20 protein-coding genes are annotated in these 25,167 nt (G+C 59.9%); 13 read left to right on the forward strand and 7 right to left on the reverse strand.

Annotated elements, in window-relative coordinates; translation table 11 throughout:
- Positions 1–165: 165 nt before the first annotated feature.
- From rfbF to ACR0C6_RS19130, 6 genes are all read left to right on the forward strand, one after another.
- Positions 166–939 carry a glucose-1-phosphate cytidylyltransferase gene (rfbF, locus tag ACR0C6_RS19105; RefSeq protein WP_171331819.1) on the forward strand — a complete coding sequence of 258 codons (774 nt, stop codon included), beginning with the start codon at positions 166–168 and terminating at the stop codon, positions 937–939.
- Positions 936–2,006 carry a CDP-glucose 4,6-dehydratase gene (gene rfbG / locus ACR0C6_RS19110; protein WP_480447507.1) on the forward strand — a complete coding sequence of 357 codons (1,071 nt, stop codon included), beginning with the start codon at positions 936–938 and terminating at the stop codon, positions 2,004–2,006. Before rfbF ends, rfbG begins: the two co-directional genes overlap by 4 nt.
- The gene (locus ACR0C6_RS19115) at positions 2,003–3,244 is read left to right on the forward strand and encodes a methyltransferase domain-containing protein (RefSeq protein ID WP_480447508.1); all 1,242 of its coding nucleotides are present in this window, start codon (positions 2,003–2,005) and stop codon (positions 3,242–3,244) included. The genes rfbG and ACR0C6_RS19115 overlap by 4 nt, the downstream gene beginning before the upstream one ends.
- Positions 3,244–4,122 carry an NAD-dependent epimerase/dehydratase family protein gene (locus ACR0C6_RS19120; RefSeq protein ID WP_480447509.1) on the forward strand — a complete coding sequence of 293 codons (879 nt, stop codon included), beginning with the start codon at positions 3,244–3,246 and terminating at the stop codon, positions 4,120–4,122. Before ACR0C6_RS19115 ends, ACR0C6_RS19120 begins: the two co-directional genes overlap by 1 nt.
- Positions 4,123–4,154: 32 nt before the next feature.
- The gene (locus ACR0C6_RS19125; RefSeq protein ID WP_171331815.1) at positions 4,155–4,520 is read left to right on the forward strand and encodes a GtrA family protein; all 366 of its coding nucleotides are present in this window, start codon (positions 4,155–4,157) and stop codon (positions 4,518–4,520) included.
- Positions 4,521–4,624: 104 nt separating this feature from the next.
- Entirely contained in the window at positions 4,625–6,661 is a 2,037-nt protein-coding gene (locus ACR0C6_RS19130; protein ID WP_171331814.1) for a B12-binding domain-containing radical SAM protein, read from the forward strand.
- A 9-nt stretch (positions 6,662–6,670) separates the two neighbouring features.
- On the opposite strand, the gene ACR0C6_RS19135 is transcribed toward ACR0C6_RS19130, so the two are convergent.
- Together ACR0C6_RS19135 and ACR0C6_RS19140 are read right to left on the reverse strand one after the other, a co-directional pair.
- Positions 6,671–8,680 carry a hypothetical protein gene (locus ACR0C6_RS19135; RefSeq protein WP_171331813.1) on the reverse strand — a complete coding sequence of 670 codons (2,010 nt, stop codon included), beginning with the start codon at positions 8,678–8,680 and terminating at the stop codon, positions 6,671–6,673.
- Between the two features lie 32 nt (positions 8,681–8,712).
- A complete protein-coding gene (locus ACR0C6_RS19140) occupies positions 8,713–9,696 on the reverse strand; it encodes a glycosyltransferase family 2 protein (protein WP_171331846.1) in 984 nt (327 codons plus the stop codon).
- Between the two features lie 242 nt (positions 9,697–9,938).
- On the opposite strand from ACR0C6_RS19140, the gene ACR0C6_RS19145 reads away from it, so the two are divergent.
- Together ACR0C6_RS19145 and ACR0C6_RS19150 are read left to right on the forward strand one after the other, a co-directional pair.
- Positions 9,939–11,444, forward strand: coding sequence for a PepSY-associated TM helix domain-containing protein (locus ACR0C6_RS19145; protein WP_171331812.1), 1,506 nt, complete (start codon positions 9,939–9,941; stop codon positions 11,442–11,444).
- Positions 11,438–12,622, forward strand: a complete 1,185-nt coding sequence (locus ACR0C6_RS19150; RefSeq protein WP_480447513.1) for a glycosyltransferase family 4 protein — start codon at positions 11,438–11,440, stop codon at positions 12,620–12,622. The genes ACR0C6_RS19145 and ACR0C6_RS19150 overlap by 7 nt, the downstream gene beginning before the upstream one ends.
- A 7-nt stretch (positions 12,623–12,629) precedes the next feature.
- On the opposite strand, the gene ACR0C6_RS19155 is transcribed toward ACR0C6_RS19150, so the two are convergent.
- Both ACR0C6_RS19155 and ACR0C6_RS19160 read right to left on the reverse strand, forming a co-directional pair.
- Positions 12,630–13,898: a glycosyltransferase gene (locus tag ACR0C6_RS19155; RefSeq protein ID WP_480620694.1), complete on the reverse strand. Its 1,269-nt coding sequence runs from the start codon at positions 13,896–13,898 to the stop codon at positions 12,630–12,632.
- Positions 13,899–15,335 carry a lipopolysaccharide biosynthesis protein gene (locus ACR0C6_RS19160; RefSeq protein ID WP_480620696.1) on the reverse strand — a complete coding sequence of 479 codons (1,437 nt, stop codon included), beginning with the start codon at positions 15,333–15,335 and terminating at the stop codon, positions 13,899–13,901.
- Positions 15,336–15,642: 307 nt separating this feature from the next.
- Here ACR0C6_RS19160 and ACR0C6_RS19165 point away from each other — a divergent pair, with 307 nt between their 5' ends.
- From ACR0C6_RS19165 to ACR0C6_RS19175, 3 genes are read left to right on the forward strand one after another with little or no spacing between them, the layout of a single operon-like run.
- Complete coding sequence (locus ACR0C6_RS19165) at positions 15,643–16,569, forward strand: glycosyltransferase family 2 protein (RefSeq protein ID WP_171331808.1); 927 nt, start codon at positions 15,643–15,645, stop codon at positions 16,567–16,569.
- Positions 16,570–16,613: 44 nt separating this feature from the next.
- Entirely contained in the window at positions 16,614–18,053 is a 1,440-nt protein-coding gene (locus tag ACR0C6_RS19170) for a protoporphyrinogen/coproporphyrinogen oxidase (RefSeq protein WP_171331807.1), read from the forward strand.
- A 3-nt stretch (positions 18,054–18,056) separates the two neighbouring features.
- Complete coding sequence (locus tag ACR0C6_RS19175) at positions 18,057–18,806, forward strand: polysaccharide deacetylase family protein (RefSeq protein ID WP_480620699.1); 750 nt, start codon at positions 18,057–18,059, stop codon at positions 18,804–18,806.
- A 3-nt stretch (positions 18,807–18,809) separates the two neighbouring features.
- Here the strand turns inward: ACR0C6_RS19175 and ACR0C6_RS19180 are convergent, their stop codons facing one another.
- The 3 genes from ACR0C6_RS19180 to ACR0C6_RS19190 are packed head-to-tail and all read right to left on the reverse strand — an operon-like array spanning position 18,810 to position 22,112.
- Positions 18,810–20,351: a GMC oxidoreductase gene (locus tag ACR0C6_RS19180; protein ID WP_480620701.1), complete on the reverse strand. Its 1,542-nt coding sequence runs from the start codon at positions 20,349–20,351 to the stop codon at positions 18,810–18,812.
- Positions 20,348–21,127: a class I SAM-dependent methyltransferase gene (locus tag ACR0C6_RS19185; protein ID WP_480620703.1), complete on the reverse strand. Its 780-nt coding sequence runs from the start codon at positions 21,125–21,127 to the stop codon at positions 20,348–20,350. Before ACR0C6_RS19185 ends, ACR0C6_RS19180 begins: the two co-directional genes overlap by 4 nt.
- A gap of 13 nt (positions 21,128–21,140) precedes the next feature.
- Positions 21,141–22,112, reverse strand: a complete 972-nt coding sequence (locus ACR0C6_RS19190) for an NAD-dependent epimerase/dehydratase family protein (RefSeq protein WP_171233808.1) — start codon at positions 22,110–22,112, stop codon at positions 21,141–21,143.
- Positions 22,113–22,283: 171 nt separating this feature from the next.
- Here ACR0C6_RS19190 and ACR0C6_RS19195 point away from each other — a divergent pair, with 171 nt between their 5' ends.
- Together ACR0C6_RS19195 and ACR0C6_RS19200 are read left to right on the forward strand one after the other, a co-directional pair.
- The gene (locus ACR0C6_RS19195) at positions 22,284–23,375 is read left to right on the forward strand and encodes an NAD-dependent epimerase/dehydratase family protein (protein ID WP_480447519.1); all 1,092 of its coding nucleotides are present in this window, start codon (positions 22,284–22,286) and stop codon (positions 23,373–23,375) included.
- Between the two features lie 163 nt (positions 23,376–23,538).
- The gene (locus tag ACR0C6_RS19200; protein ID WP_480620706.1) at positions 23,539–24,909 is read left to right on the forward strand and encodes a nucleotide sugar dehydrogenase; all 1,371 of its coding nucleotides are present in this window, start codon (positions 23,539–23,541) and stop codon (positions 24,907–24,909) included.
- Positions 24,910–25,167 lie beyond the last annotated feature (258 nt).

Below are 25,167 nucleotides of genomic sequence, written 5' to 3' on the forward strand. Positions count from 1 at the left end.
AACAGGGAATTCAGCGCCTCACGACTCGTGGCCTTGTGAATCTTGACAGGGTGGCAGCACTGCCGTCCTAATGCGTGCAAATGTTTGCAAAAGACCAGATACCCAGATCCGGGTTAAGACGAGTGTATTGGTAGCCAGTCTCGTTGTTAACGAGGGAGCGATTTTATGAAGTGTGTTATTCTGGCCGGCGGCTTGGGAACCCGGCTCAGCGAAGAAACTGTCAAGATTCCAAAGCCCATGGTCGAGATCGGCGGCAAACCGATCATCTGGCATATCATGAAAATCTACGCGGCTCATGGCGTCACTGATTTCATCGTCTGCCTGGGGTACAAAGGCTATGTCATTAAGGAATTCTTCGCGAATTTCTTTTTGCACAACTCGGACGTCACGATCGACCTGGCCAATGGCGGTCTTGAAATTGCAAACAGCAAGTCAGAACCGTGGCGCGTGACACTGATCGATACCGGAGACGGCAGCCAGACTGGCGGGCGACTTAAGCGGGTCATGCACCTTCTCAAAGAGGAAGAAGCGTTCTGCCTGACCTATGGCGACGGTGTTGGTGATATCAACATTCGTGCCGGGATCGATTTTCATCGGGCGCACGGCAAGCTTGCAACCGTCACAGCAGTTCCTCCGCCCCGCCGCTTCGGCCAACTCGAGCTCCAAAGCAACCAGGTTCTGAATTTCTCCGAGAAACCCGTCGGAGATGGTGGGCTGATCAATGGCGGGTTTTTCGTGCTGTCCCCGAAAGTGGGCGATTACATTGACGGCGACAATACCGCTTGGGAACGCAGCCCCCTAATGAATCTGACACGCGATGGCGAGCTGATGGCCTTTGAACATAAAGGCTTCTGGCAGCCCATGGACACCATTCGCGAACGTCAGGAACTGGAAGAGCACTGGGCCACAGGCAACGCACCGTGGAAAATCTGGGAATGAGTGCGAGCGCGTTTTCTGGACGCAGGGTGCTTGTTACCGGGCATACCGGCTTCAAAGGCGCCTGGCTGGCTGCCTGGCTGTCCGAGGCAGGTGCGGAAGTCACTGGGTACGCCCTCGCCCCCGAGACGAAACCCAATCTCTGGACGTTGCTGAATCAAAGCAAAATACGGTCGGTCATCGGTGACCTGAATGATCGCGCGGCCCTGGACCGGATCATCGCGGAAACCGACCCTGAATTCGTCTTTCATCTGGCTGCGCAATCGCTGGTCCGCCGCTCCTATCGCACGCCGGTTGAGACCTTCGCCACCAATGTTCTGGGCACGGTTCAGCTTTTGGACGCATTGCGGGCCGCGCCCAACCTGCGCGCGGTGGTGGTCGCCACCTCGGACAAGGCCTATGAGAATGTCGAACAGGTCTGGGGCTATCGCGAAACCGATCCGATGGGCGGGCATGACCCTTATTCCGCATCCAAGGGCGCGACCGAGATTGCCGTCGCGGCGATGCGGCGCAGCTATTATGCGTCAGATGCGCACCCGACCCGGATTGCCAGCGCGCGGGCTGGCAACGTCATTGGCGGCGGTGACTGGGCCGAGGATCGGCTGGTTCCCGATATCGTGCGCGGCTGTCTGAGCGATGAAGGACGCGTCGTATTACGCTATCCCGGCGCAATCCGCCCTTGGCAACATGTTCTGGAACCTCTCAGAGGGTACATGATGCTAGCCCAGAAACTCGAACAGGACGCTGCCTTCGCAGTGGGCTGGAATTTTGGCCCTGAACGTGACGATGAACGCCCGGTTCTGGATGTAGCCCAGGCGGTCATCAAGGCGCTTGGGCAGGGCCGGATCGATATCGACACCCCGGCGGATACGCCGCATGAGGCCACAATGCTTCGGCTGGATGTATCGCAGGCGCGTGCAATGCTTGGCTGGCGCCCGGTCCTGAGCTTTGACGATACCGTCCGGCTGACGGCAGACTGGTATGCGGGCTGGGCCCGTGGTACCCCGGCGACCGAGCTGTGCCGCGCCCAGATTGCTGAATTCGAAACACTGAGCATGAGACAGGTATGACCGGCACGACCCATCCCACCTGCCGCAATTGCGGCGCGAACCTTGAGATGACACTTGTCGATCTCGGACTGTCCCCTCTGGCCAATTCCTATGTCGACCCCGCGAAAGTGGACAAACCGGACCCGGTCTATCCGTTGCACGCCCGCGTGTGCACCGAATGCTGGTTGGTTCAGGTGGATGATGTCGTACCGGCGGAAGAGATTTTTTCGACCGATTACGCCTATTTCTCCAGCTTCTCGGACAGCTGGCTGGCCCATTGCCGGGATTACGTGGAAAAAATGGTCAATCGGTTCGATCTGGGACCGGATGATCTGGTGATCGAGATCGCCTCGAATGACGGGTATCTGTTGCAGTATTTCGTCGAGAAAGGCATCCCGGTTCTGGGGATCGAACCTTCGGGCAGCGTGGCGGCGGCAGCCGAAGAAAAAGGCGTGCGCACGCTGGTCGATTATTTCGGCGAAGCGCTGGCCCAAAAGGTTGCCAAAACCGAAAAGCCCCCGGCGCTGATCGCATCGGCCAATGTGCTGGCGCATGTGCCTGACATCAACGATTTCGTTGCGGGCATCGCCACGCTTCTGACGGGTGATGCGGTTTATACGGTCGAGTTTCCGCACCTTCTGAACCTGATCAACGAAGTGCAGTTCGACACGATCTATCACGAACATTACTCCTATCTGTCGCTGCTGGCGGTGGAAAAGATTTTTACCAAGGCGGGCCTGCGTGTCTTCGACGTCGAGGAACTGCCCACCCATGGAGGTTCGCTGCGGGTGTTCGCCTGCCTTGAGGGTGCCAGCCATCCCGAAGGGCCCGGTCTGGCCAAGGTCCGCGCGGATGAGGCTGCGGCGCAGTTCGACCGGCCTGAGGGTTATATGAATTTCACCATTCAGGTCGAAGCGCTGCGCGACGGGCTGCTTGGCTTCCTGCGCGAAGCAAATGCCAGGGGGGACACCATTGCCGCCTATGGTGCCGCCGCCAAGGGCAACACGCTGCTGAACTATGCCGGGATCGGCCCCGACCTGATCTCTTACTGCGTTGATCGCAACCCGGCCAAGCAGAACACGCTGCTGCCCGGCAGCCATATCCCCGTGCACGGGGTCGAAGCCCTGCGCGAGACGCCGCCGGATTACGTGCTGATCCTGCCCTGGAACATCCGGGACGAGGTCACGGATCAACTGTCCGACCTGAAGGCGCACGGCACCCGCTTCGTGACCGCCGTGCCAGAGATCAGGATCAGCTGATGGCACGGGTTCTGCTGACGGGCGCAACCGGATTGATCGGGCGCGCGACAGCCACGGCTCTGACAGAGGCGGGCCACGAGGTGGTGACGCTGGGCCGCAACCCGGCAAGCGACATCACCTGCGATCTGCTGGACCCCGGTGCCACCACGACAGCCCTCGACGCCGCCCGCGCCAGCCATCTGGTGCATCTGGCCTGGCATGACGGCGCGCGCGACCGCTGGACTTCTGGGGCCAATCTGGACTGGATGGCCGCCACCCTGCATCTGGTGCGGGAGTTTGCACGCAAAGGAGGCCAGCGCGCGGTCTGCGCCGGAAGCTGTGCCGAATATGACTGGTCGGTACCGGAGCTGATCGAAACCAGCCCCCTGCGCCCCCGAACCCTTTATGGGGCGGCCAAGGCCGGGGCCGGCATGGCACTGTGCGCGGGGCAGAACGCGCTTGGCCTGTCCCTGGCCTGGGCCCGTATCTTTTTTGTTTACGGATCGGGCGAACCGCCGGGGCGGTTGTTCGGCGACCTGATTTCGAACCTCAAAGCGGGCCAACCCGTAGATTGCACCGATGGCCTGCAGGAGCGCGACTTCCTGCATGTCGACGATCTGGCACGCGCCTTGTTACGCGTGCTGAAAACTGATGTAACCGGCCCGGTCAATGTCGCCAGCGGCACCGCAATCCCGGTCCGAGACCTGATTGCAGAGGTGGCGAACCAGATGCACCGGCCCGATCTGATCCGCCTGGGCACCATCGCCCGCGCAGCGGACGATCCGCCCCGGCTGGCGGCGGACGTGACCCGGTTGCGGGACGAGACCGGTTTTATGCCACAATATGACATCACCTCTGGCGTGGCCGACATTCTCAGATTCGAAGGGGGACAGACGTGAAGAAATTGCTTGTCCCCCGCAAGAAATCTTTCATGCGCTTCGCTATGGTCGGAGTATTGAACACGGCGTTCGGCTATGCGCTCTTCACCATTCTCAATCTTTCTGGCCTACCCCCGCAAGTCGCGTTGGTGATCTCGTTTTCCGGTGGCGTTCTGTGGAATTTCATGACCCATGCGCGCCTTGTGTTCGATACCAAGGGCCTCGGTCGGTTGCCATTTTATTTCCTGTCCTATCTGGCGGTTTATGCATTCAATGCCCTGTCTTTGGAGGTCCTGCTGTCCGTGGGATTTCAACCAATCATTGCGCAGGGGATGATCGCCCTTCCGGCCGCAATCTTGGCCTTCATCCTGATTTCCCGGGTGCTGACAGATCGCTTTCCATGGCAACAGGAGGTGTGAAAAATGCTCAAATATAAAATTCTGGCTCAATAGCCACTGACGACCAAACTGACCATGGAGTCTGAAATTTGACATAAGTACTGTACCGCGAGGATAGTTAACTAATGCGTCTTTACCTTGCCGATCTCGGCCATAACCTCGTTACCGCGACATCGGACACCTACCCATTGGGCGTTGGAAATCTTGCGACCTATGCCCAGGCTCATGCAAAAAGCCCGACACCGATCGAGGTCGCGATCTTTCGTGATCCGCAGGAATTCAAAGCGGCCGTCGACACAGCTCCGCCCGATGTGGTCGGCTTTTCCAGCTATTCCTGGAACCACCATCTGGCCCTGTCCTTTGCCAACTACATCAAGGCGGTCAATCCCAACAGCCTGACCCTGATGGGCGGCCCCAACTTCCCGCTGACCGAAGAAGAGCAGGACAGCTGGATCCGGACCATGCCGCAGATCGACATGCATGTGCGTGGCCCCACGTATGAGGGCGAGCGCGCGTTCCTGAGCACGTTGCAACGGTTCATCGATGTCGGTGCCCGCCGCGAAGGCATGTGGGAGGAAGCCGTCGATGGCGCGCTTTATGTGCACCCTGAAACCGGAGAGATTCTGCGCGGGGACGAACCGCCCCGCATCCGTGATCTGGACGAAATCCCCTCGCCCTATCTTGCCGGGTTGATGGACAAGTTCTTTGACACCGGCCTGTTTGCACTGATGCAGTTGGCCCGTGGTTGCCCGTTCACCTGTGCCTTCTGCAACTCGGCGGTCAAATCGAACTCGAAAGTCTTCCGCCATTCGTTTGAGCGGACCAAGGCCGATCTGGATTACATCGTGGCCCGCATCAACCATGCCAGCCCGCTCTGTTTCGCGGATGACAATTTCGGCATGTACGTGCAGGACGAAGAGGTGGCCGATTACCTGGGCCATCTGATGGAACGGTACGACTGGCCGAAATACATCCGCACCACCACGGGCAAGAACCGCGGCGACCGGATCATCAAGGTGATGCGCAAAGCCAAGGGCCGGTTGCCGATGACCTCGTCGGTTCAGTCTCTGAATCCGGAAGTTCTGAAGAACATCAAACGCGACAATATCAGCTTGGACACCTATGCCGAGGTACAGCAGGAGCTGCATTCAAAGGGCATGCAATCCTATGGCGAGCTGATCCTGTGCATGCCGGGTGAGACCAAGGAATCCTTTATGGATGCTGTCGACAAGCTGATCGAAACCGGTGTCAGCCGGGTGGCGGCACACCAATTAATGCTGCTGCATGGCGCGCCACTGGCCAATCCTGACAGCCGCGAGAAATTCGGGTTCAAAACCCTGCACCGGGTCGTTGCCCGATGCCTGGGCAAATATACCGGCCCAACCGTGGTCGAGACCGAGGAAATGGTGGTCCAGTCCGAGAATTTCTCGTTCCAGGATTATCTGGATACCCGTGTTTTCCATCTGCTTCTGACAATCTTCTATTATGAAGACAATTTCGAAGAAGCCTTCCGGCTGGCGCGTTCTCTGGACATCCGACCGTTCCAGATCATCAAACATATGCAAAAGATTCTGGATCAGGCACCGGAGCCATTCCGCAATGCATTGGCTGGTTATCTGGAAGAGAACCAGGCTGAGCTGTTTGAAACCCGCGTCGATTGCGTGGCTTGGGCGCAGGACAATTACGATGACCTGATCAGCGGTGAACTGGGGGGCAATCTGCTCAGCAAATACTCGATGATTGGCCGGTTCATTGTACTGGACGAAGCGCTTGTTTTCCTGAAGCGGGCCATCTCAGACCTGCTGGATGAAGGTGATCACGAAGCTCATGCGATGCTGGATACAATCATCAACTACTACAGTGCCGTGATGCTGCATGTGCCCTTCTCGGAAACTCTGGAGCACGAACCGATCTGGAGCTCATCCTTTGATGTCGAGGCCTGGCGGAACTCGGGATATGAGGGCGCCCTGACCGATCATCAGTTCGACGCGCCACGCAAATTCCAGACGCAGGTCGACCCACGCGTTAAAACAACTCTGCTGTCACGGATCGAAACCTTTGGCGAGCATGCCTCGGGGCTCGGCCGGTTTACACGAACGATGTTTGCCAATGATTTCCGGCGCGACTTCGTGACAGGCGAAAACCGGCATGCAGCCGAATAGGCCCCGGGCTTATTCCCCATCCCCCAGATAGACAACTTCACGGCCCGGGAAGGCCGCGATGATGTCTGCGTTCTGCTCGGGCCCCATGTCACGCAGGAAAATCGGTTTGCCCTCGGGCAGGAACGGATCGTTGAGATAGAGTGCAGACCCGATATCGCCCTGTGTCGAAACAAAGACCAGAGCGTTTCCAAGCCCGGCAGCCTGCCGCCGTATGTCACCGGTATAGCCACCATACCCATTGTATTTCGACACCCCCCGCCATGGGGTGAAGCTGACAACAGACACCGCACACAGCAATAGGATGACGCAGTGCAGGCGGCCACGATGCCGTTCGGGCAGCCGGTCCCGGACGGTCTCGATCCCGGCCGCCGCCAAAGCCAGCGCCGGCAACAAAGCCGTATGCCAGTAGCGCGGCCCAAGATAGAACGTGCCCGTAAACCAGTAAAAAAACAGGGCCCCCACAAGGATCGCGAACACCACCAGCATGGCCCGGTCGAACCCGGTCAGTTTCCTGCCCCATATGAACGCAATCCAAACCGGAACCAGGGACCCGAATGTCCAGCCCAGAAGTTCGTAATTGAGCGCGGCAAAACCATTGATCAGATTCAGCAGACCCTCGGCCGGGCTATGCCCGACCCAGATGTCGAGCGCGCCCCAGCTCTCGGCCGGTGGCCCTACATTGGGACCAAACCCATAGGCATTCTGCGTGTCCGGCCATAACCGGCTCAGGTAATCCGCTTGCGGGGTCAGCAGCGCGTCTCCGGTGATCATCAGGTTGAGCAGCAAAAAGACCCCACCCGACAGAACACCGCCCAAGGCGCAGGCGATCACCTGTCCGATCCCCCCCGGCAGGCGCCGCAGCAACCACAGGCCGGTCAAAACGCTTATGATCAACCCATCAAGCTGTCGGGTGACAAAGGCCCAGCCCAAAGCCAGACCTGCAACAAGCGCAAGCAAGACATCCCTGCGCGTTGATCCCTCTCCGGCTCTGAGCAGACACCACCATCCCAGCAGCACCATCACCAATGTCGTGGAATGTGCCATCAGCGTGCCCCCGACGGCGAGCACCCAGGGCGACGTGGCCATCAGCAACGCCACCAGATCGGCCCGTTCGCGACTGACGGCACGGCACACGATGCCATGCGCCAGCCAGACAGAGATCCCGGTCAGCACAGGGTTGACCAGCCACGGCACCCCGGCCAGCACGCCCAGGCTCAGAACGATGGCCCAACCCTGCGCCGGCACGCCGATCCACTGATCGCCGCGAATGTCGAACAGATAGTATTCCAATGCGGGCTGCGCCGCTGCGGGGGGGGCCGGGCTTCCGAGGACGCCCGCAGCAAAGGTACGCGCCTGAAACAGATATGCCACCTCATCCTCGACATGAGGCACGCGGTCGAACGCCGCCCAGGCCAGAGCCGCGCTGGCCAGCGTTGCAAAGACCGCCAGAGCAGCCACCGGGATACGTGGCATGCGATCGGGACCTGCCACGGCGAACATGGCGACCAGCGTGGCCATCTGGACAAGAGATAATGCACCGCCAACACCTATCTGCAATCCGAAGGCCATGTAATAGCCGTAGGCCACATAGGGTGTTGCGGACAGACTGAAAACCGCGACCAGAACCATCAGAAGAAACAGGCGAACAATCCCCGCCCCGGCGAAAAGTCCCCTGACAGCCTCCCGGCCTGCAGGACGCATCAGAACAACACACGTCAGCACCGCCTGTGCGGCCAGTATCATCAGCATGATCAGGTTTTCAGGTGGAGTGGTCGAGATATCCAATCTCGGGAACCAAAGGGGTTGGGTCAGCCATAGCCGGGCCGAACCGCCCAGAAGAAGGAGTGCACCCAGAACGCCGAAAAGAACCTGCGCCTGCGCCCAGAAAATACCCAGAAACAGCAGCGAAATGATAAACACGCTAGTAAACCACACGCGAAGCTCAACCAGCGTGGCATTGGTGACAGCAGTGTCGGCAGCCAATGCGGGTCCGGTACAGATGGCAAATCCCAGTGCCAAGCAGCCCCAAAATCCCCGGTTTGTCGGAACAATCACACCATATGCTCGTCTTTGACAATCGCCGGGTCTCTTGCGGGACCTTCGATATTGATGCGTTCCTGTTCAGTGACGATCGGACCACCCCGCACCTGATTATGGATCGAGGTTATGTATTCCCCCAACATGCCGATAAACAGCATCTGAATGCCCGAAAGGAAAAACAGGGAAACGATAATGGTTGTTGTCCCGCGTGGTACCTGATCGGGGTTAATGAAAAACAGCACTGCGGAAATAAGAGAAAACAGAATACAGGCAGCGGCAATCACTAACCCGCTGATCGTGCAGAAACGCATAGGCGCGCGCGTAAAGGAAAAGATTGCGTTAAGTGCCTGATCCGTCAATGCCATCAGGCTGTGCTTGGTCAACCCGCTTCTCCGCGCTTGCCAGACATAAGGTTTGATGATCCGGCGAAAACCACAACTTGCGATGATACCGCGGATATAGGGGTAGTGATCCTTGTGTGCCAGAACCGCCTTCAACACTTTGCGGTCGATCAGTTGAAACTCTCCGACAGACGGTTCCAACCACACATCAGATAACCCGTTGACAATTCGATAAAAGATGCCGCGCATATTGCGCATAACAAACCCTTCTTCACGGATGCTGCGAGCCCCAGCGACCACGTCATATCCGCTTTCCCACAATTCGACGAATTCAGGGATCAACTCGGGCGGATCCTGTAGGTCAACAGGCAACATGACGACGATCCCGTCACCGGTCGCATAACGAAGCCCGTTGAAGGTTGAGCGGAACACCCCAAAATTTCGGGCATTGACCACTACCTTCACGTCCTGATCCTGTGCTGCAATCTCGCGCAAGATGTCCACAGTTCGGTCAGAAGAGGCATTGTCGATAAAAATATGCTCGCGCCTGTAGCCCGGCAGTTCCTTGTCGAAAATCGCCTTTACGGTCTCATAGCAATGCGCCACATTATCTTCTTCATTGAAGCATGGCGATACAATGGAAATTGTTTTCATATCTTCATTTAACATCAGTTGGCACCGCTTACCCCACCAATAACCGGGTATAATCATACCATCCCGCGAAGATCAGGATTCGCCAACACTTAACCCGCAGGAATGATATGAAATAATGCGCGCATATCACCACAGAGGTGTGGCAAAATCATTTTTTCGTAGCAACAATACCCTGCGGCTATTGTTTCCGTTAAACCGACGTCCGCTATTATTTCACGTGATTGTAAGTAGGCAAGACGCAGATGAACCGTAAACTACGAAATTCACTCTTCAAACTTCACACCTGGCTGGGGCTTCATCTATCACTCTTTTTCGCGTTCATGTTCCTTACTGGCACTTTGCTGGTTGCCGGGTTCGAACTTGAATCAATCGGCCGCCCGGACATCTGGACCACGATCGACAAGGAAGAGCGCACCGCCAGCTTCGGCATGATCTATGACGGCATCAAAGAGACCCACCCCGAGAGTGGCATTTTTCTGATGATCAAGCGTCCAACCCCCTGGTTTGCGGATCGCACTTTTGGTCGCACGGGCTGGGGAGAGAATGTCAGTTTCTGGACAGACCCGGTAACCGGTACTATCGTCGGTGAGACGCGGCCCAATGGGTTTCGCGATATCCTACGGGACTTGCATGATACCTTTCTGACCGAGAAACGGGTCGTGTTCATGCTGGTCAGCGCCACATCCGTGATCCTGCTGTTTCAGATCATCAGCGGCCTCATTACTTATAGGCGGTTCTGGAAAGGGTTTTTTCGCTGGCCCAGCCGCGCTTCCGGATTGCGCGCATGGGCGGGCAGCACACACCGGCTGACAGCTCTATGGTCAGCGCCACTCCTGATTTTGACCGCCGTGACCAGTTTCTATTTCCTATTGGGCAGCTTGGGGTTCGAAGGCACCCAACCACAGCCCAAACCACCCGTCCCACGTGAAACCGTCCTGCCAGCCAATTTCGGTTCAGACCTTATCGATCAGGCCGAGGCCAGCGCCCGCGACGCGCTACCCGGGTTCGAGCCGTTCATCATGTTCCTACCAGATAAACCAACTGGTTCTTTCGGGTTCACCGGACATGTCGCAGGGCATTCGGTTTTTTTTGGACCAAGTAACGTATCGATTGATCCCGTGACGCTTGAGGTTCTGGGAGCTTACACCCCAAGCGAGGTTAGCGGGCTCGCCTACTGGAAGCCTTTGATGAACATGCTGCATTTCGGCACCTGGGGTGAGGCATATTCGATGGCGCTGTGGATCGTCCTCGGGCTGATTACGACCTGCCTCGCCATCACCGGTGCTTTGATTTTTGCAGGCCGACTTGCTCCCGAAGCGGCGCATCTCGGTCCGATCAGGCGGATCTGGCGAGGCATGGGATGGACCCGGTGGGCGTATTTGCTGCTCATGATGGGTATTATAGCGGTTGCTGTTCTCCGCTTCGGCCCCGGATCCCATTCTAAAACCAGCGCGTTTGCAGTTGATGCGCCGCCCTCGGCGGTCTGGATGCTCATGCACGCACCACTCAGACGTGACACCCCCCTGGATATCGAATTGCGGATCAGCGAGCCCGATGTCGAAACCGTATCCATCGAATTCAATGGGAAGGAGGTGCAGCCGCTTGAGTTCATGCAAACAGGCGAGACTGCCATAGCATCTTTTCAGCTACTGCCCTCGGACATGGAAAACACCATCGTTGCCCATCTGCAAAAACCGGATACGGACACAAGAACCGCCACCTTCCGCCTGGGACGACCCCTGTGGTAAGCGAAGCCCCGCCGCCTTTAATCAACCGGGATACTCAGCCCGCCGGGTTGTGTATCCTGCAAACCTGTTCCTTCTTCTCCCTCGGTGGGGGCATTCAACGCCATATCAACGACCTCAGCACCTCTCTGATGGCACACGGGCACAAGGTAATCAAAGCCGGAACCCCCGGAAAAGCCACTGCCCCCGAGGATGGCAGTCTGTTTTTGCCCTTGCGGTTCGACCGTGTCAGCGATCACGCTGCCAACGGCCAGCTTGGCCTTGTGACGCGGCTTTACTGGCTGGCACGTTCGGCCCTGACCCTGCGGCGGGCGCTCAAAGACCATAAGGTCGATATCATCCATGCGCATGAGACCGCCCCGCTTCTGACGGCTCGTCTGGCCAGTCTGGGAATGGGAATTCCCATTGTGATGACCTATCACGGCTCGTCGCCCGACCGTCTCAACGCGGTGGCCCGCGCCTGCCGGCAGCAAGCCGATCTGGCGATCTGCCCCAGCGAAACCGTCATGCAATCCCTGCTGGAACGCCAGGTCGACCCCGGCAAGGCACGGGTGATGCTTTTGGGGGTGCGCCCCAACCCGCCCGCCGATCCGAAAGCCGCGGATGCCCTGCGGCGTGAACTGTTGGGCGAAGATGGCACACATCTGGTTCTGTCCTTGTCTCGTCTGGATCACCAGAAGGGCCTCGACGCGATGATCGAAGTGGCCCGGCGTGTGCGGCGGGATCTGCCCGGTCTGCGGATCGTCGTCGGGGGCGAAGGCGTGCTGCGCGGCCAGGTCGAAGCCTGGGCTGAACAGGCCGGCGTTTCCGACATCATCCGTTTCCCCGGAGTGATCTCGGATGTCGCCACCTATCTCGCGGCCTCGGATCTTTATATGCTGACCTCCCGGTGGGAGGCCCTGCCGATTTCAATTGTCGAGGCGTTCCGCGCCGGGCTGCCGGTGATCGCCACCGATTGCGGCGGTGTGCGTGAATTGGTGGATGGCGATGTCGGGCGTCTGTGTGCGGTCGATGATCTTGATGCCCTGTCTCAGGCGCTGCGCGATCTTTGCACCGACCGCGCCGAATATGACCGGCTAAGCGCCAATGCCACGGCGCGCGGTGCAGAAGACAGGTTCTCGCCAGCCCATGTGCATAGCGGGTTTGAAAAGCTGTATCGGCAACTGGCCGGGCGGGGATAACCCCCGATCAGCCCGCCGCGCCGTTCTCGAAAGCACCAGCTTCCAAGGCATGGGCCAGATCGGCCCGCCCTGCACGATGCGCGGCCTGCGCAAAAGCCGCGCCGAACCGGCCCAATACCTGATCTTCACGCCAGAGCGTCTCAAACCCCTGCCGCGCCGCTGCGGCCATCTGATCCCGCGCGGCACCTCCGTTCTGAAAACGGCGCATGGCTGCGATCAGATCATCTTCGGTTTCGAACAGTTCCCCGCCCCCTGCCCGCTCGACGATCTCGGGGAACGGACCCAGCCGCCGGGCGATCACCGGCGTGCCCAGCCGGAAGCTTTCGATCAGGATGATGCCGAAGGTTTCATAACAGACCGAGGGCACGATCAGCCCCAGTGCGCCACGATAGTAAGCGTTCAACTCGTCCGGCGTCTTGCGGCCCAGGAATTTGATCCGGTCATTGCCTGCGGCCTGTGCCTTCAACTCATCCGCATAATCGCCATCACCCAGGATCAGCAGATCCGCGGCGGGATAGCGGTCAAAGGCCGGGAACACATCCTGCAACCCCTTGATCTTTTCCAACCGCCCGACAAACAGGAAATAGGGGCGGTCATGCGCCGCCGGTTCCGGCAAGGCGCTCTGATCCAGGTCGGGCAGGAAATAGGGCAGCACCTGCATGTCCTGCCGCAGGCCGAATTCACGATGTTTGGCGCGGCTGAATTCGCTTTTGGCAATGATCAGATCCATGTGATCCAGCGCCCGGTCCAGCGCACCGGTATACCGCCACAGCTGCGGTGGACGCTTGTGCTGCAACACGCAGCGCAGGCACTGGCGCTCATCGCACAGCTCGCGCCCATGCCGCCACAGAACATGGGTGGGGCAGACCAGCCAGTGTTCATGCGCTTCATAGATTTTCAACCCCTCGCCCATCGGCAACAGGCCGGGGCCGCCGATCAGGGATGTGTTGTTGTGCCAGATGATATCCGGCTTCCGCTCGGCCAGTAACTCGCGGATGCGGGCAGCATGGACAACCGGACGGCCCAGTTGCTGGGTCAGCAGGTTCGACATCACGCCATTGCGGCTGCGCAGCCCGACCCGCCGCACCCCGTCAGGGGTGCCTTCGGGCTGCGGTTTGCCGCCCAGAATCAGATAGCTGTCTTCGTCATGCACCACCGTCACGTCATGCCCGCGCGCCACAAGCGCCCGCGCCATGCGCTGAATGCCGATGGCGTCACCGCCAAAGGAATAGGGGGGATAAAATGTGGTGAACATCAAAATGCGTAACGATTTCATCTATCTCTCAATTCCTTGAGTGTCAGCCGCAGGCAGGTGCCCGCCTTGCGGCCCAAGCATCGAAACCAGCAGGCGCAGCCTGTCCCGCTGGAGCAGAAAAGCCAGCAAACCATAGGCCAGAACACCCGTCACCGTGCCGGCAAGTAAAAGCAAAGCCGGAGACAGGCCGTCCAGTTGCCACATGACCCCCTGCACTGCCGCCACCATCCCCCCTGACAGCAGAAGCGGCGCAAGATGCTGCCGCATCAAAGCCGGCCCGGACAGCCCGGCAATATGCCCCAGATTGGCAAATTTGAGCGGCCAGACCAGCAGAAAGACAGCCACAAAACCGGCTGTGACGACCGGCAACCCATACGGGGCCAGCACCACAATCACCCCCGCCGCCAGCGCCACCTCGACCCAGGACAGAACCGCCAGACGACCGGGCTGACCGGCCGCCAGACAAAAGGTCTGCTGCACCTTTTCGGCACACAGATACATGCCAAACACCGACATCAGGCTCAGGACCGGAGCCGCCGGAGCCCATTTCTGACCGAACAGCAGCACCAGCGCCGGTTCCGACAGAACCGCCAGCCCGGCAAAGGCCGGAAAGGCCAGAAACCCGGTCAGGCGCATGACGTCGATCAGCAAATCCGTCGCCGGACCACCATCGCGCGCCGCCGCACCAAAGGCAGGCTGCGCCACGGTGCGCAGCGGTGTGATAATCAGGAACGAGGCGGTCTCGATCACGCGCCAGGCGATTGCATAATACCCCGCCGGAACCGGCCCCAGCATCGCGCCGATGATCACCGCAGGCGATTGCACCGCAGCCAGTTCCGCCGCGCGCAGGCCCAGAATCCGGTGACTGAAATGCAAGACCCTGCGCATATGATCCCGCGACGCATGGAATGCCGGGCGCCAGGAGACCGCCCCCCAGGCCATCACGATATTGGTGGCCGTCATCGCCAGCCGCTGACCGACCAGGCTCCAGACCCCGTATCCCGCCAGCGCCATGCCAATGCCCACGACCCCTCCGACCGCCGCGCCGAGCGCTGCACGGATGGCCAGAACACGGAACCGCATTTCCCGGCGCAGGATCGCAACCGGCACCGCCGTCAGTGAAATCATCAGCACCGTTGGGGACAATCCGATCAACAATTCGCGCGCAACCGGCTCATTGTAGAAATATGAGACCGGCCCCGCCCCCAGATACAGCGCAACCGTCAACATACCCCCCAGCAGCGCCAACAACCAGAAAACCGAGTTCAACCGCTCTGGTGACAGCGCCTCATGGGTCAGCAGAATGTCGGAAATCGTTTCGCGCACCAGGAATTCGGAAAACAGCACAAAGGCTGCAACCATCGCCAGAAGACCAAAGGCCTCGACCCCTAAAATACGGGCAAGAATGGCAAAAATGATAAAATTGAACGCCTGCTCGATCCAGATACCGGCCGACATCCAGGCAACTCCGCTGCTGAAACTCTGCCGCCCTGACATCCGTTTCCTTCCTGCTGCCCGCCCCCTGCCAAGTGCCGATGGACACATGGCTCAAACACTCACACCTGTTGCGCACAGTATGCGCAATTGCAAACTTGACGCCTTAACGGTCGAATTTGGTCAAATTTATTGTCTATGTTCAGTCTGTACGTGTTCGAATACTATACGCAATACAGGGAATTATGCCCGTCATGTTCCAGGCGCCACGCAATTCTTGCAGCGGGGGCTGGGGCAGGGATTATTGAGTGAATAAAAGGTTTTCATTTTCATGAACAAAGTCGCAGAGCCGGTGGAGACGAACAGCACCACACCCGAAGAGCTGATCGCATCGGAAACCGCCGGCATGAGCCTGAGCGTGGTCATCCCCGCCTATAACGAGGAAAACGCCGTCCGCCACACGGTCGAGGACGTGCGCACCCATCTGGAGCCGCTGGGCATTCCCTACGAGATCATCGTGGTGGACGATGCCAGCCAGGACAACACCCGCGCCGAGGCCGAGGCCAGCGGTGCCACCGTCACCTTCAACGATGTCAATTCCGGCTATGGCGCCAGCCTCAAGCGCGGGGTGCGAATGGCGCAGCATGAATATGTAGCCATTCTGGATGCCGACAGCACCTATCCCGCGCGCTATCTGCCCGGAATGCTGGCCATGTGCCGCGATCAGGACATGGTCGTGGGCGACCGGGGCGCGGCGATGAAGAACGTGCCGCTGCTGCGCCGTCCGGCCAAGAAATTCCTGTTCGCCTTTGCCTCGTTCCTGGCCGAGCGCAAGATCAACGATCTGAATTCCGGCCTGCGGGTGTTTCGCAAATCCGAGCTGATCCCGTTCCTGCCGCTCTTGCCACAGAATTTCTCGTTCACCACCACGATCACGCTGTGCATGACCTCGAACGGCAAGCGGATGATCTATACGCCGATTGAATACGGCAAGCGGGTGGGCAAATCGAAAATCCGGCCGGTTGATTTCATCAATTTTATTATCCTGATCTTGCGGATCAGCACGCTGTTCAATCCGCTGCGGGTTTTCATTCCTATGGGGCTGGTGTTTTTTGCTCTGGGGACTGTGAAGTTCATTATCGACCTCACCTACCTGAACCTCAGCGGAACCACGGTGTTCGCGTTCCTTGCTGCGATCATGATCTGGTCATTGGGATTGATCGCCGACATGATCTCACGGCTGCATCTCAGACCCTGATTGGGCATGACACAAATTTTCTGAAGCAGTAAAGGAATGCACAAGTGACGGATGTTTCCCGACCCAATGGCGGCGACACGCCTGAAGTCATCATTCTGGGCGCCGGGCCGGCCGGTCTGGCCGCAGCCCATGCCCTGACCGGGCAGGCAAAAGTGACCGTGATCGAACGCGCGCCCAGTGCCGGGGGCAATTCGGCCTCATTCCCGATTGAGGGCGTGATCTGTGATTACGGCTCGCACAGGTTTCATCCGGCGGCAGAGCCCGAGGTTCTGGCCGATGTGAAAGCGCTGCTGGGCGACGATCTGCTGCTGCGCCCGCGCCACGGGCGCATCCGGCTGGGCGGCAAATGGATTCACTTTCCGCTGAAACTGACCGACGCGCTGATGCGCCTGCCCAAACCCTTTGCCGCGTCGCTGATCGGCGACATGGTGCTGAAACCCTTCCGCAAGAAAAGCGAAGGCCCCGAGACGTTCTCGACCGTGCTGTATGATGGGCTGGGGCCGACGATTTCGGACAATTTCTATTTCCCATACGTGCGCAAGCTGTGGGGGCTGGATCCGGACAAGCTGGCGGTGAAACTGGCCGAACGTCGGGTGGGCAGCGGCTCGGTCGGCAAGATCCTGATGAAGATGCTGCGCCTGCTGCCGGGGCTGCGCAGCGAAACGGCGGGTCGGTTCTTTTATCCGCGCAAGGGGTTCGGGCAGATCTCGGACGCGATGCGCAACAGTGCCGAGGCCAATGGCGCCACCTTCCTGTTCAATACCGAAATCACCGCCATCGAACGGGACGGCAATCGCATCACCGGGTTGACGATCCGCGACGAAGAGGGCGAGCGGCACTTGACCGGCGATCTGATCCTGTCGACCATCCCGCTGACCGGGCTGACGCGCCTGATCGGCGACCCTCCGGCAGAGGTGGTCGAGGCCGCCCGCGCCATCCGCTTCCGCGGCATGATCCTGCTGTATCTGGTGCTGGAGACCGACCAGTTCACCGAGTTCGATGCCCATTATTTCCCGGAACTGTCGATCCCGATCAGCCGCATGTCGGAGCCCAAGAACTATAACGCCAGTGGCGCGCCAAAGGGCGTCACCGTTCTGTGCGCCGAACTGCCCTGCGACCCGGATGAAAAATGGTGGTCCATGTCCGACGAGGACCTGGGGCAGGAATTCACCAAATGGCTGGGGCAACTGGGCCTGCCCGTCACCGTGCCGGTGCGCCGCTGCGAAACCCGGCGGCTGAGCCATGCCTATCCGGTCTACGATGTGGGCTATGAAGACCGGTTCGATACGGTTGATCAGTGGCTCTCGGATATGGACGGATTGCTCGTATTTGGACGGCAGGGCCTGTTCGCCCACGACAACACGCACCACGCCTTTGCCATGGCCTATGGCGCGGCGGATTGCATCGACGACAAGGGCAATGTCGACCGCGCGAAATGGAACAGCTATCGTGAGGTCTTTGCCACCCATGTGGTGGAAGACTGACCCATGCCCGCCTGGCAGGCCGATATCCTGATGTATCATTCGATCTCGGACGCGCCGGGACCAACCTCGATCGCGCCCGACATCTTTGCGGCGCAGATGCAGGCGCTGGCGGCGTCCGGCCTGCCGGTGGTGACGCCGGACGCGCTGGCCAACCCGCCTGCCCCCCGTGTGGTCATCATCAGCTTCGATGACGGGTTCCAGGATTTCGCCGATACCGCCTGGCCGATCCTGCGCGAACATGGCTTCTGCCCGATCGTCTATCTGCCCTCGGGCCTGATGGGTGGCACCGACAGCTGGGCCGGGGGCAACATCCCGCCCCGCCCGCTGATGGATTGGGACAGGGTCAAGGCGCTGGCAGCGGAAGGGGTCAGCTTTGGCGCACATAGTGTCAGCCATCCCGATCTGTCGACGCTGGATGCAGAGACCTTGGAGGAAGAAGTCACCGGATCCGGTCAGGATATTGCCGCCCGGCTTGGTCAACCCGTCCGGCATTTTGCCCCGCCCTATGGCGCGTCAAACCCGAATGTACGCGCACAGATTGCCCGGCACTACGATACCTCGGTCGGCACCCGTCTGGGCGTGGCCGGGCCAGGGGATGACATCCACGACCTGCCCCGGCTCGAGATGTTCTATTTCACCGACATCGCCCGCTGGCAGGCTCATCTTGCCGGGCGCGGCGGGTCCTATTTGGCGGCCCGCAAACTGATGCGCGGCGTGCGAAGCGGGCTGAGCAGGGTGCTGCCCATCAACTGAGTGTCAGACTTCGGGTGCAAGCGTTCCGATCCGGTGGGCATTCGCCATCACACTGAATGTAATTGTCGTCGCCGGGATGGTCGGCAGGACAGAGGCATCAACGACGTGAATGCGCGTCGCGCCATGCGGGCGCCCCAGCACATCGCTTTCACCCGGGCCCGGGTCATCCGACATCGGCAGATCACCTCCGACATGAAAACTGGCCCCCGGCGCCCCGAACCGCGCTGCAAAAGACAGGCTGGTCAGACCAAGCCCCCGCAAGGCCCGGCCATAGCGCGCAAGCGCTGCCCGCATTGTCTCGGCGGTTGCGGGATTTTCGTTCAGTTCCGGGCGCAGCCGCCCATCCTCTGCCAGACGCAAGGCTATTTCATGCGAATGATCGGAATGCAGGAAAACCTGCGCCACGATCAGACGTCGGGCCAGCGCCTCAAGCAGCGGCCCGCTGCCGGGTATCCGGCGGCCATAGTTCTGTTTCAGATCGCGGGCATAGTATTCATTCCAGGTATAGATCTGCGCGTGAACCAGTTGCCGCGACACGGTCGGGTCATCCAGTTCGGCAAAAAGCTGCGGCAGCGTCTGATAGGGCAAAACATCGGGCCGCCTGGGCGCCCGCCAGCGGTGCAGCATCGGCAAAAAGGCCTGCTGGCTGTCTTTCAACACCAGTTCCTTGCCCCGCAAGCCGGGTGACGCCAACAGGATACGCGCGCTTTCCAGCACCCCGGTGGCCAGAAACACCCGGTTTCCGCGGACATCGCTGCCATCTGCCAAAGTGACGGCAACCTCGTCGCCTTCCTCGCGGACCTGCCGCACCACGTGATCCGCGCGGTAGGCAAAGCCTGGCTCTGCCTGCAACGCCATGCGGGTTTGTCTTGCAGACCAGATCAGCGACCACGGGCACCCGTGCAGACACAGCCCGCAGGTCTGACAGCCCGGCCCAACCGCCTGCCGCGCCAGACCGACATGCACCCCAGCCCCCTGCAATGCCTTCGCCTTCTGCCTGGAACGGGCCAGCAGAATCTCGGCCTGCGCGGTTGGTGGAACGGGTGTTCGGCCTGTCATATCGCAGGTGGGAAAGAGGTCTTGCAGCCCGTCCTGTTGCCCGGACACGGGCATTATGTCCGCCACCGCCCTGTAATGTGGGGCAAGATCGTCGGTTGTTATGGGCCAGTCGTCGATATCCGCCTGCCGATACGGCAAGACCGCAGCGCCCCAGACATTGGACAGCCCGCCCGCCGCCCGCGACGCGCGCAAAGCAAACCAATCCGCCCCTTCCACCAGTGTACGCGCAGATGAGGCCAGCGCATAACCTGTTCCATAGCGCCACACCTCGCCCTCCGGGGCCTGAAACTGAGGCTCCATCCAGGCTGTACGCGCCTCGGCGCTCCAGTCTTCGGCGCGGGTTCGGGACATCTGCTGCACCCGATCCGTAACCCCGGGCCCCGGTTCCACCCCGGCATCCAGCATCGTGACGTTTCGTCCCCGCGCCAGCAAGGCCCGGGCGACGGAAACCCCGGCAGGCCCGGACCCTATGACAAGATCGCTCACTGCGCCTTTACTGCCCGGACCAGAACCAGCATTTCATAGTTGGGATCATGGGTGGACAGTTCTTCGGGCGCAATTTCACTGGCCCCAAGGCCGTGCAGGTTGCAGATGCAGGTAAAGACATTGCCAACGGTCGACACCTCGACATTCTCTGCCGGGAAGACCGCCCGGAACAGGCGGCGCTTGGACTGGCTGGTGAAATGCCAGTATTCGCCCCAGTCATCCACGCCTTCGCGCCGCGCCACACGGGTCATCCCATGCGAGGTGCACAGCACCACGCCACCGGGTTTCAGAATGCGTTCCAGCGTAGCAATCGCCTTGTCGACCTCAAAGATCATCTGAAGGGTCTGGGTGATGATGATGCAGTCGAAACTGTTGTCGGGAATATGCGGCGCATCGGTGATATCCGCCACGATGGTCGCTTGTGGATTGCCCTCGACATAGCTCAGTACATCCGCCTGCGTGACCCGGTCACCGCCGAATTTCTTCGTATAGGCCGGATCGCCGAATTCCAGAACCCGGCCACGGATATCGTCGCTGTGGTTTTGCAGGAATTCTTCCATGTAATAGCGTTCGATGGTCAGCAGGTCGCGATCCTGCCCGAACACGGCGCTGATCGGCGACAGCCGCCGCAAGCCGCCGAAATCGACCGACCCAACCGGCACCGACTGAAGATTGTGCAATCGCTGTTGCTTGCGGATCCATTTGCGCAGCCGTTCCGGCAGCAGCACGGTCGCGGTGTCGCGCACCAGCTTTTCAACTCTTTGTCCCGGTGTCATCGTGTTTGGCTCTTCATGCGTAGGCTTTGGCGCGTTTCTCGGCCATGATGTCAGCGATGATGTCATCCAGCGTGCGCGCCGGGCTGAACCCGGTGAACCGCCGCAGCTTCGAGACATCGGGCAGACGGCGGGCCATGTCTTCGAACCCTTCGGGATAGACCTCTTCGTAAGGCACCAGCCGGATTTCCGAGGTTGAGCCCGTCATCGCGATTACCTTTTCGGCCAACCCCCGGATCGTCACTTCCTGTTCACCACCGATATTGAAGACCTGCCCCCGGGCTTCGGGGACATCGAGCAGACGCACAAGCGCCTCGATCACATCGGCCACATGGCTGAAACAGCGCGATTGCTCGCCGGTGCCATGAACCTGAATCGGCTGACCGGCCAGGGCCGCTTCGATGAAGTTCGGCACCACCATGCCATAGCGCCCGGTCTGGCGCGGGCCAGTCGTGTTGAAAAAGCGCAGCACGACCACCGGCAGATCCACCTCGCGCGCATAGGCCAGTGCCATGAACTCATCCAGCGTTTTGGCGCAGGCATAGGACCAGCGCAGCACGCTGGTTGCGCCGATCGTCAGGTCGTCATCCTCGTTGAACGGGAATTTCGAGGCCTTGCCGTAAACCTCGGAACTGGAGGCGATGAAGACCAGCGGCTTGTTGCGCAGGGCCGCGCGCAACACGTTCTGCGTGCCGTCCACATTGGTTGCAATCGACTGGCTGGGCTGATCCATGATCAGCTTGACCCCGACCGCGGCGGCCATGTGAAACACCGCGTCAGCAGCCCCGACCAGTTCCTCGACCAATGTGGCATCCAGAACGCTGCCTTCGACAAAACGAAAGGCGGAATGACCCTGAACGGAAGACAGGTTTTGCAGCGACCCGGTGGACAGGTCATCCAGCACCGTCACCTCATGCCCATTGCCAATCAGACGCTCGGCCAGATGTGATCCGATAAAACCGGCCCCGCCCGTGATCAATATTTGCATGAAAAACCCTCGTACCAACAGAATCCACTCTAATGCCACAGGCTTAGCATAGGGATCGGTGGCCACCAAATGGTAGATACCGCTATGGTGCGCTGACAGGCCAGGCCTGCACAGTTTTGGAAAAAGGGCTGAATTGTTGCACAACGCATTAAGAATGTTGAACCTGCGGACATGACCGAAAAACACGTGGACCCCCGCCCCGGCGACGGGCTTGCAGGCCAGCGCGTGGTCGTGACCGGCGCCACCGGCTTTATCGGCCGGCGCCTGATCGATGCGCTGCTGAAACTGGGATGTGACGTGACCGCCTTGCTGCGCACGCGCCACGGGGCTGCCGCGTTGGAACAGGCCGGAGCAAAGGCACTGGTTTGCCCGCTGCACCCCGGCCCGGCTCTGACGCAGGCGCTGGACGGTGCGGCGGCTCTGTTTCATCTGGCTTACGATTTCCGGGCCCCCGGCGCGGACAACCTTGCAGCCTTCGACGCGCTTGCCAAAGCCGCCGAAGACGGGTCTTGCAACCGTATCGTGCATCTGAGTTCCGCCGTGGTCTATGACAGCTGGCCCAACGGGCCGATCACCGAACGCAACCCAATCACGCCGGAAGATGTGCAAAGCTATCGCGGCGCCAAAATTGCGATGGAACAGAGACTGTTGCAGGGGAAATGCGACGCCGCCATCTTGCAGCCGACCATCGTCTATGGGCCCGGCAGTGCGCTTTGGACCAACGGGCCATTGGCGATGATGCGCAGGGGCGGCATCATCCTGCCCGACCCGCCCGGACAATGCCCGGCCGTGCATGTCGATGACGTGGTACAAGCCGCCCTGCGCGCGGCCTCATCACCCCGGACCGGGGTCGAGCGATACCTGATCAGCGGCCCGGACACGCTGGGGTGGAAGACGTTTTTCGAAGGCTATGCCCGGCTTGCCGGATGCGGGGAGGTTCGGATTGATCCGGCTGCGAACCCGACCCCGCCGCCGTCGCCCAATGGCAATGCGCCCTCAGGCCCCTCTCTGGCGGGGCAGCTCAGCGCGCATCTGCGCCGCCTTGTCGGGCGCCGCCGGGTCGAGGCCGCCGCAAACTGGGCACGGTCCGTTCAGGCCCGGCTGGCGAAACCCCGGCCCGTGATGCCTGATATGGCGGGGCGCAGGCTTTTTGCCGGTCAGCCAGAGGTTTCAACCCGACATGCACAGGATCAGATCGGGTATGTGCCTCGTGTTTCCTTCGACGAATGGATCGAGCATATGCGAAAACAATCGGCACGCTGATTCAAGACTGCCTTGTTTTTGGAAACACCCATTCCGGGTCTTTGCCGGGAACGACAAATTAGTTGGCTTCGTTCCCGATCTGTCCTATCCGATGAAGAGAGAAGGTTTCCAATCTGCTAAGCTAATTTTAATTCAGTGTGACTTTGTACGATCAGGATAGATTATGAACTACGAAACCTCGCACCATCAGTCCCTCAAGCAGCTTATCGCGGCGCGCGATGCGCGGGTTGCCGTGGTCGGGCTGGGCTATGTTGGCCTGCCGCTGGCGCTGACGGCTTATGATGAAGGGTTTGATACCACCGGCGTTGATCTCAACCCCGACCGGGTGGCGCGGATCAATCAGGGCGATCAGGTCATCTCCTATCTGGCATCCGACCGGATCGCACAAGCGGTAGAGAGTGGGCGCTTTCGCGCAACGCAGGACGCCGCAGCACTGGCCGAGGCCGATATCATCCTGATCTGTGTGCCGACCCCGCTGACCGACGCACAAGATCCCGACATGCGCTTTGTCGCCGCCGCCGCGCAGACCATCGCACAGCATCTGCGCCCCGGTCAGATGGTGGTGCTGGAAAGCAGCGTCTGGCCCGGAGCCACGACCACGCTGGTTCAGCCGATCCTCGAAGCGGGCGGTCTGCGGGCAGGTTCCGATTTCTTCCTGGCCTTCTCGCCCGAGCGCGAAGACCCCGGCAATGACAAGTTCGACACGCACAGCATCCCGAAAGTGGTCGGTGCCGACGATCCGCAATCGCGGCAACTGGTCGAGGATTTCTATCGCGCCATCGTCACCAGCGCCGTGCCGGTCAGCTCGGCCGCCACCGCCGAAGCGGTGAAGCTGGTCGAAAACAGCTTTCGCACCGTCAATATCGCGCTGGTCAACGAATTGAAGACCGCGCTTGAAGCAATGGACGTGGATGTCTGGGAAGTGATCGAGGCTGCGGCGACCAAGCCGTTTGGCTTCATGCCCTTCTATCCCGGTCCTGGAATTGGTGGGGCCTGCATCCCGGTGTCTCCGGCCTATCTGGCCTGGCGCGCCGCGGATGCAGGATCTGATACGCCGCTGATCAATCTGGCCCGCTCCAGCAATGACGCGGTCCCTTCGATGCTGGCGGCACGGATGGCGGCGGAACTGGCCGCGCGCAACGGGTCTGCACTGGCGGAAACCGGGCAACCCCTGACCGGACAGCGCATTCTGTTGATGGGCATCGCCTATAAACGCGATGTCGAGGACACCCGCCGCAGCCCGGCGCTGGTGCTGCTGGCCGAGCTGGAAAAGCTGGGGGCCGAGGTTGACTATCACGATCCGTATTTCCCCCGCCTGCCCGAAGGTGGCGAATACCCGCAGCTTGCGGGCCGGACCTCGCAGCCGCTGACGGCGGACAACCTGAAACGCTATGCGGCGGTGGCCGTAATCACCGATCACAGCGCCCCGGATTATGGTCTGGTCGCGCGCGAGGCCGCGCTGGTCTTCGACACGCGCAACGTCTTTGAAAAGCAGGGGATCAGGGTGGCAGACGGACGGCTGGTCAAGATGTGACCCCCCAAAACCTCTGATCATTCAATGGCCAAAGCGCGCGAGTCTGCCATTCCATCCAAATGATCGCGGATTGACAAAACTGTGTCATAGGCGGGCCTTTGCACATTTTCTGGGGTCGTCGGCATTCTATATTGCTGTCACAAAAGTTTTAGGGAACTATCTGTTCAGACATATTCATGTCTCAATAAATTATAAGCAGTGTCGCACGAGTAGTGGAGCAATGCTCCTCCCGGTAAAAATAACCAAATTTTAACCTCT

The sequence above is a fragment of the Ruegeria sp. AL12 genome (assembly GCF_056540885.1).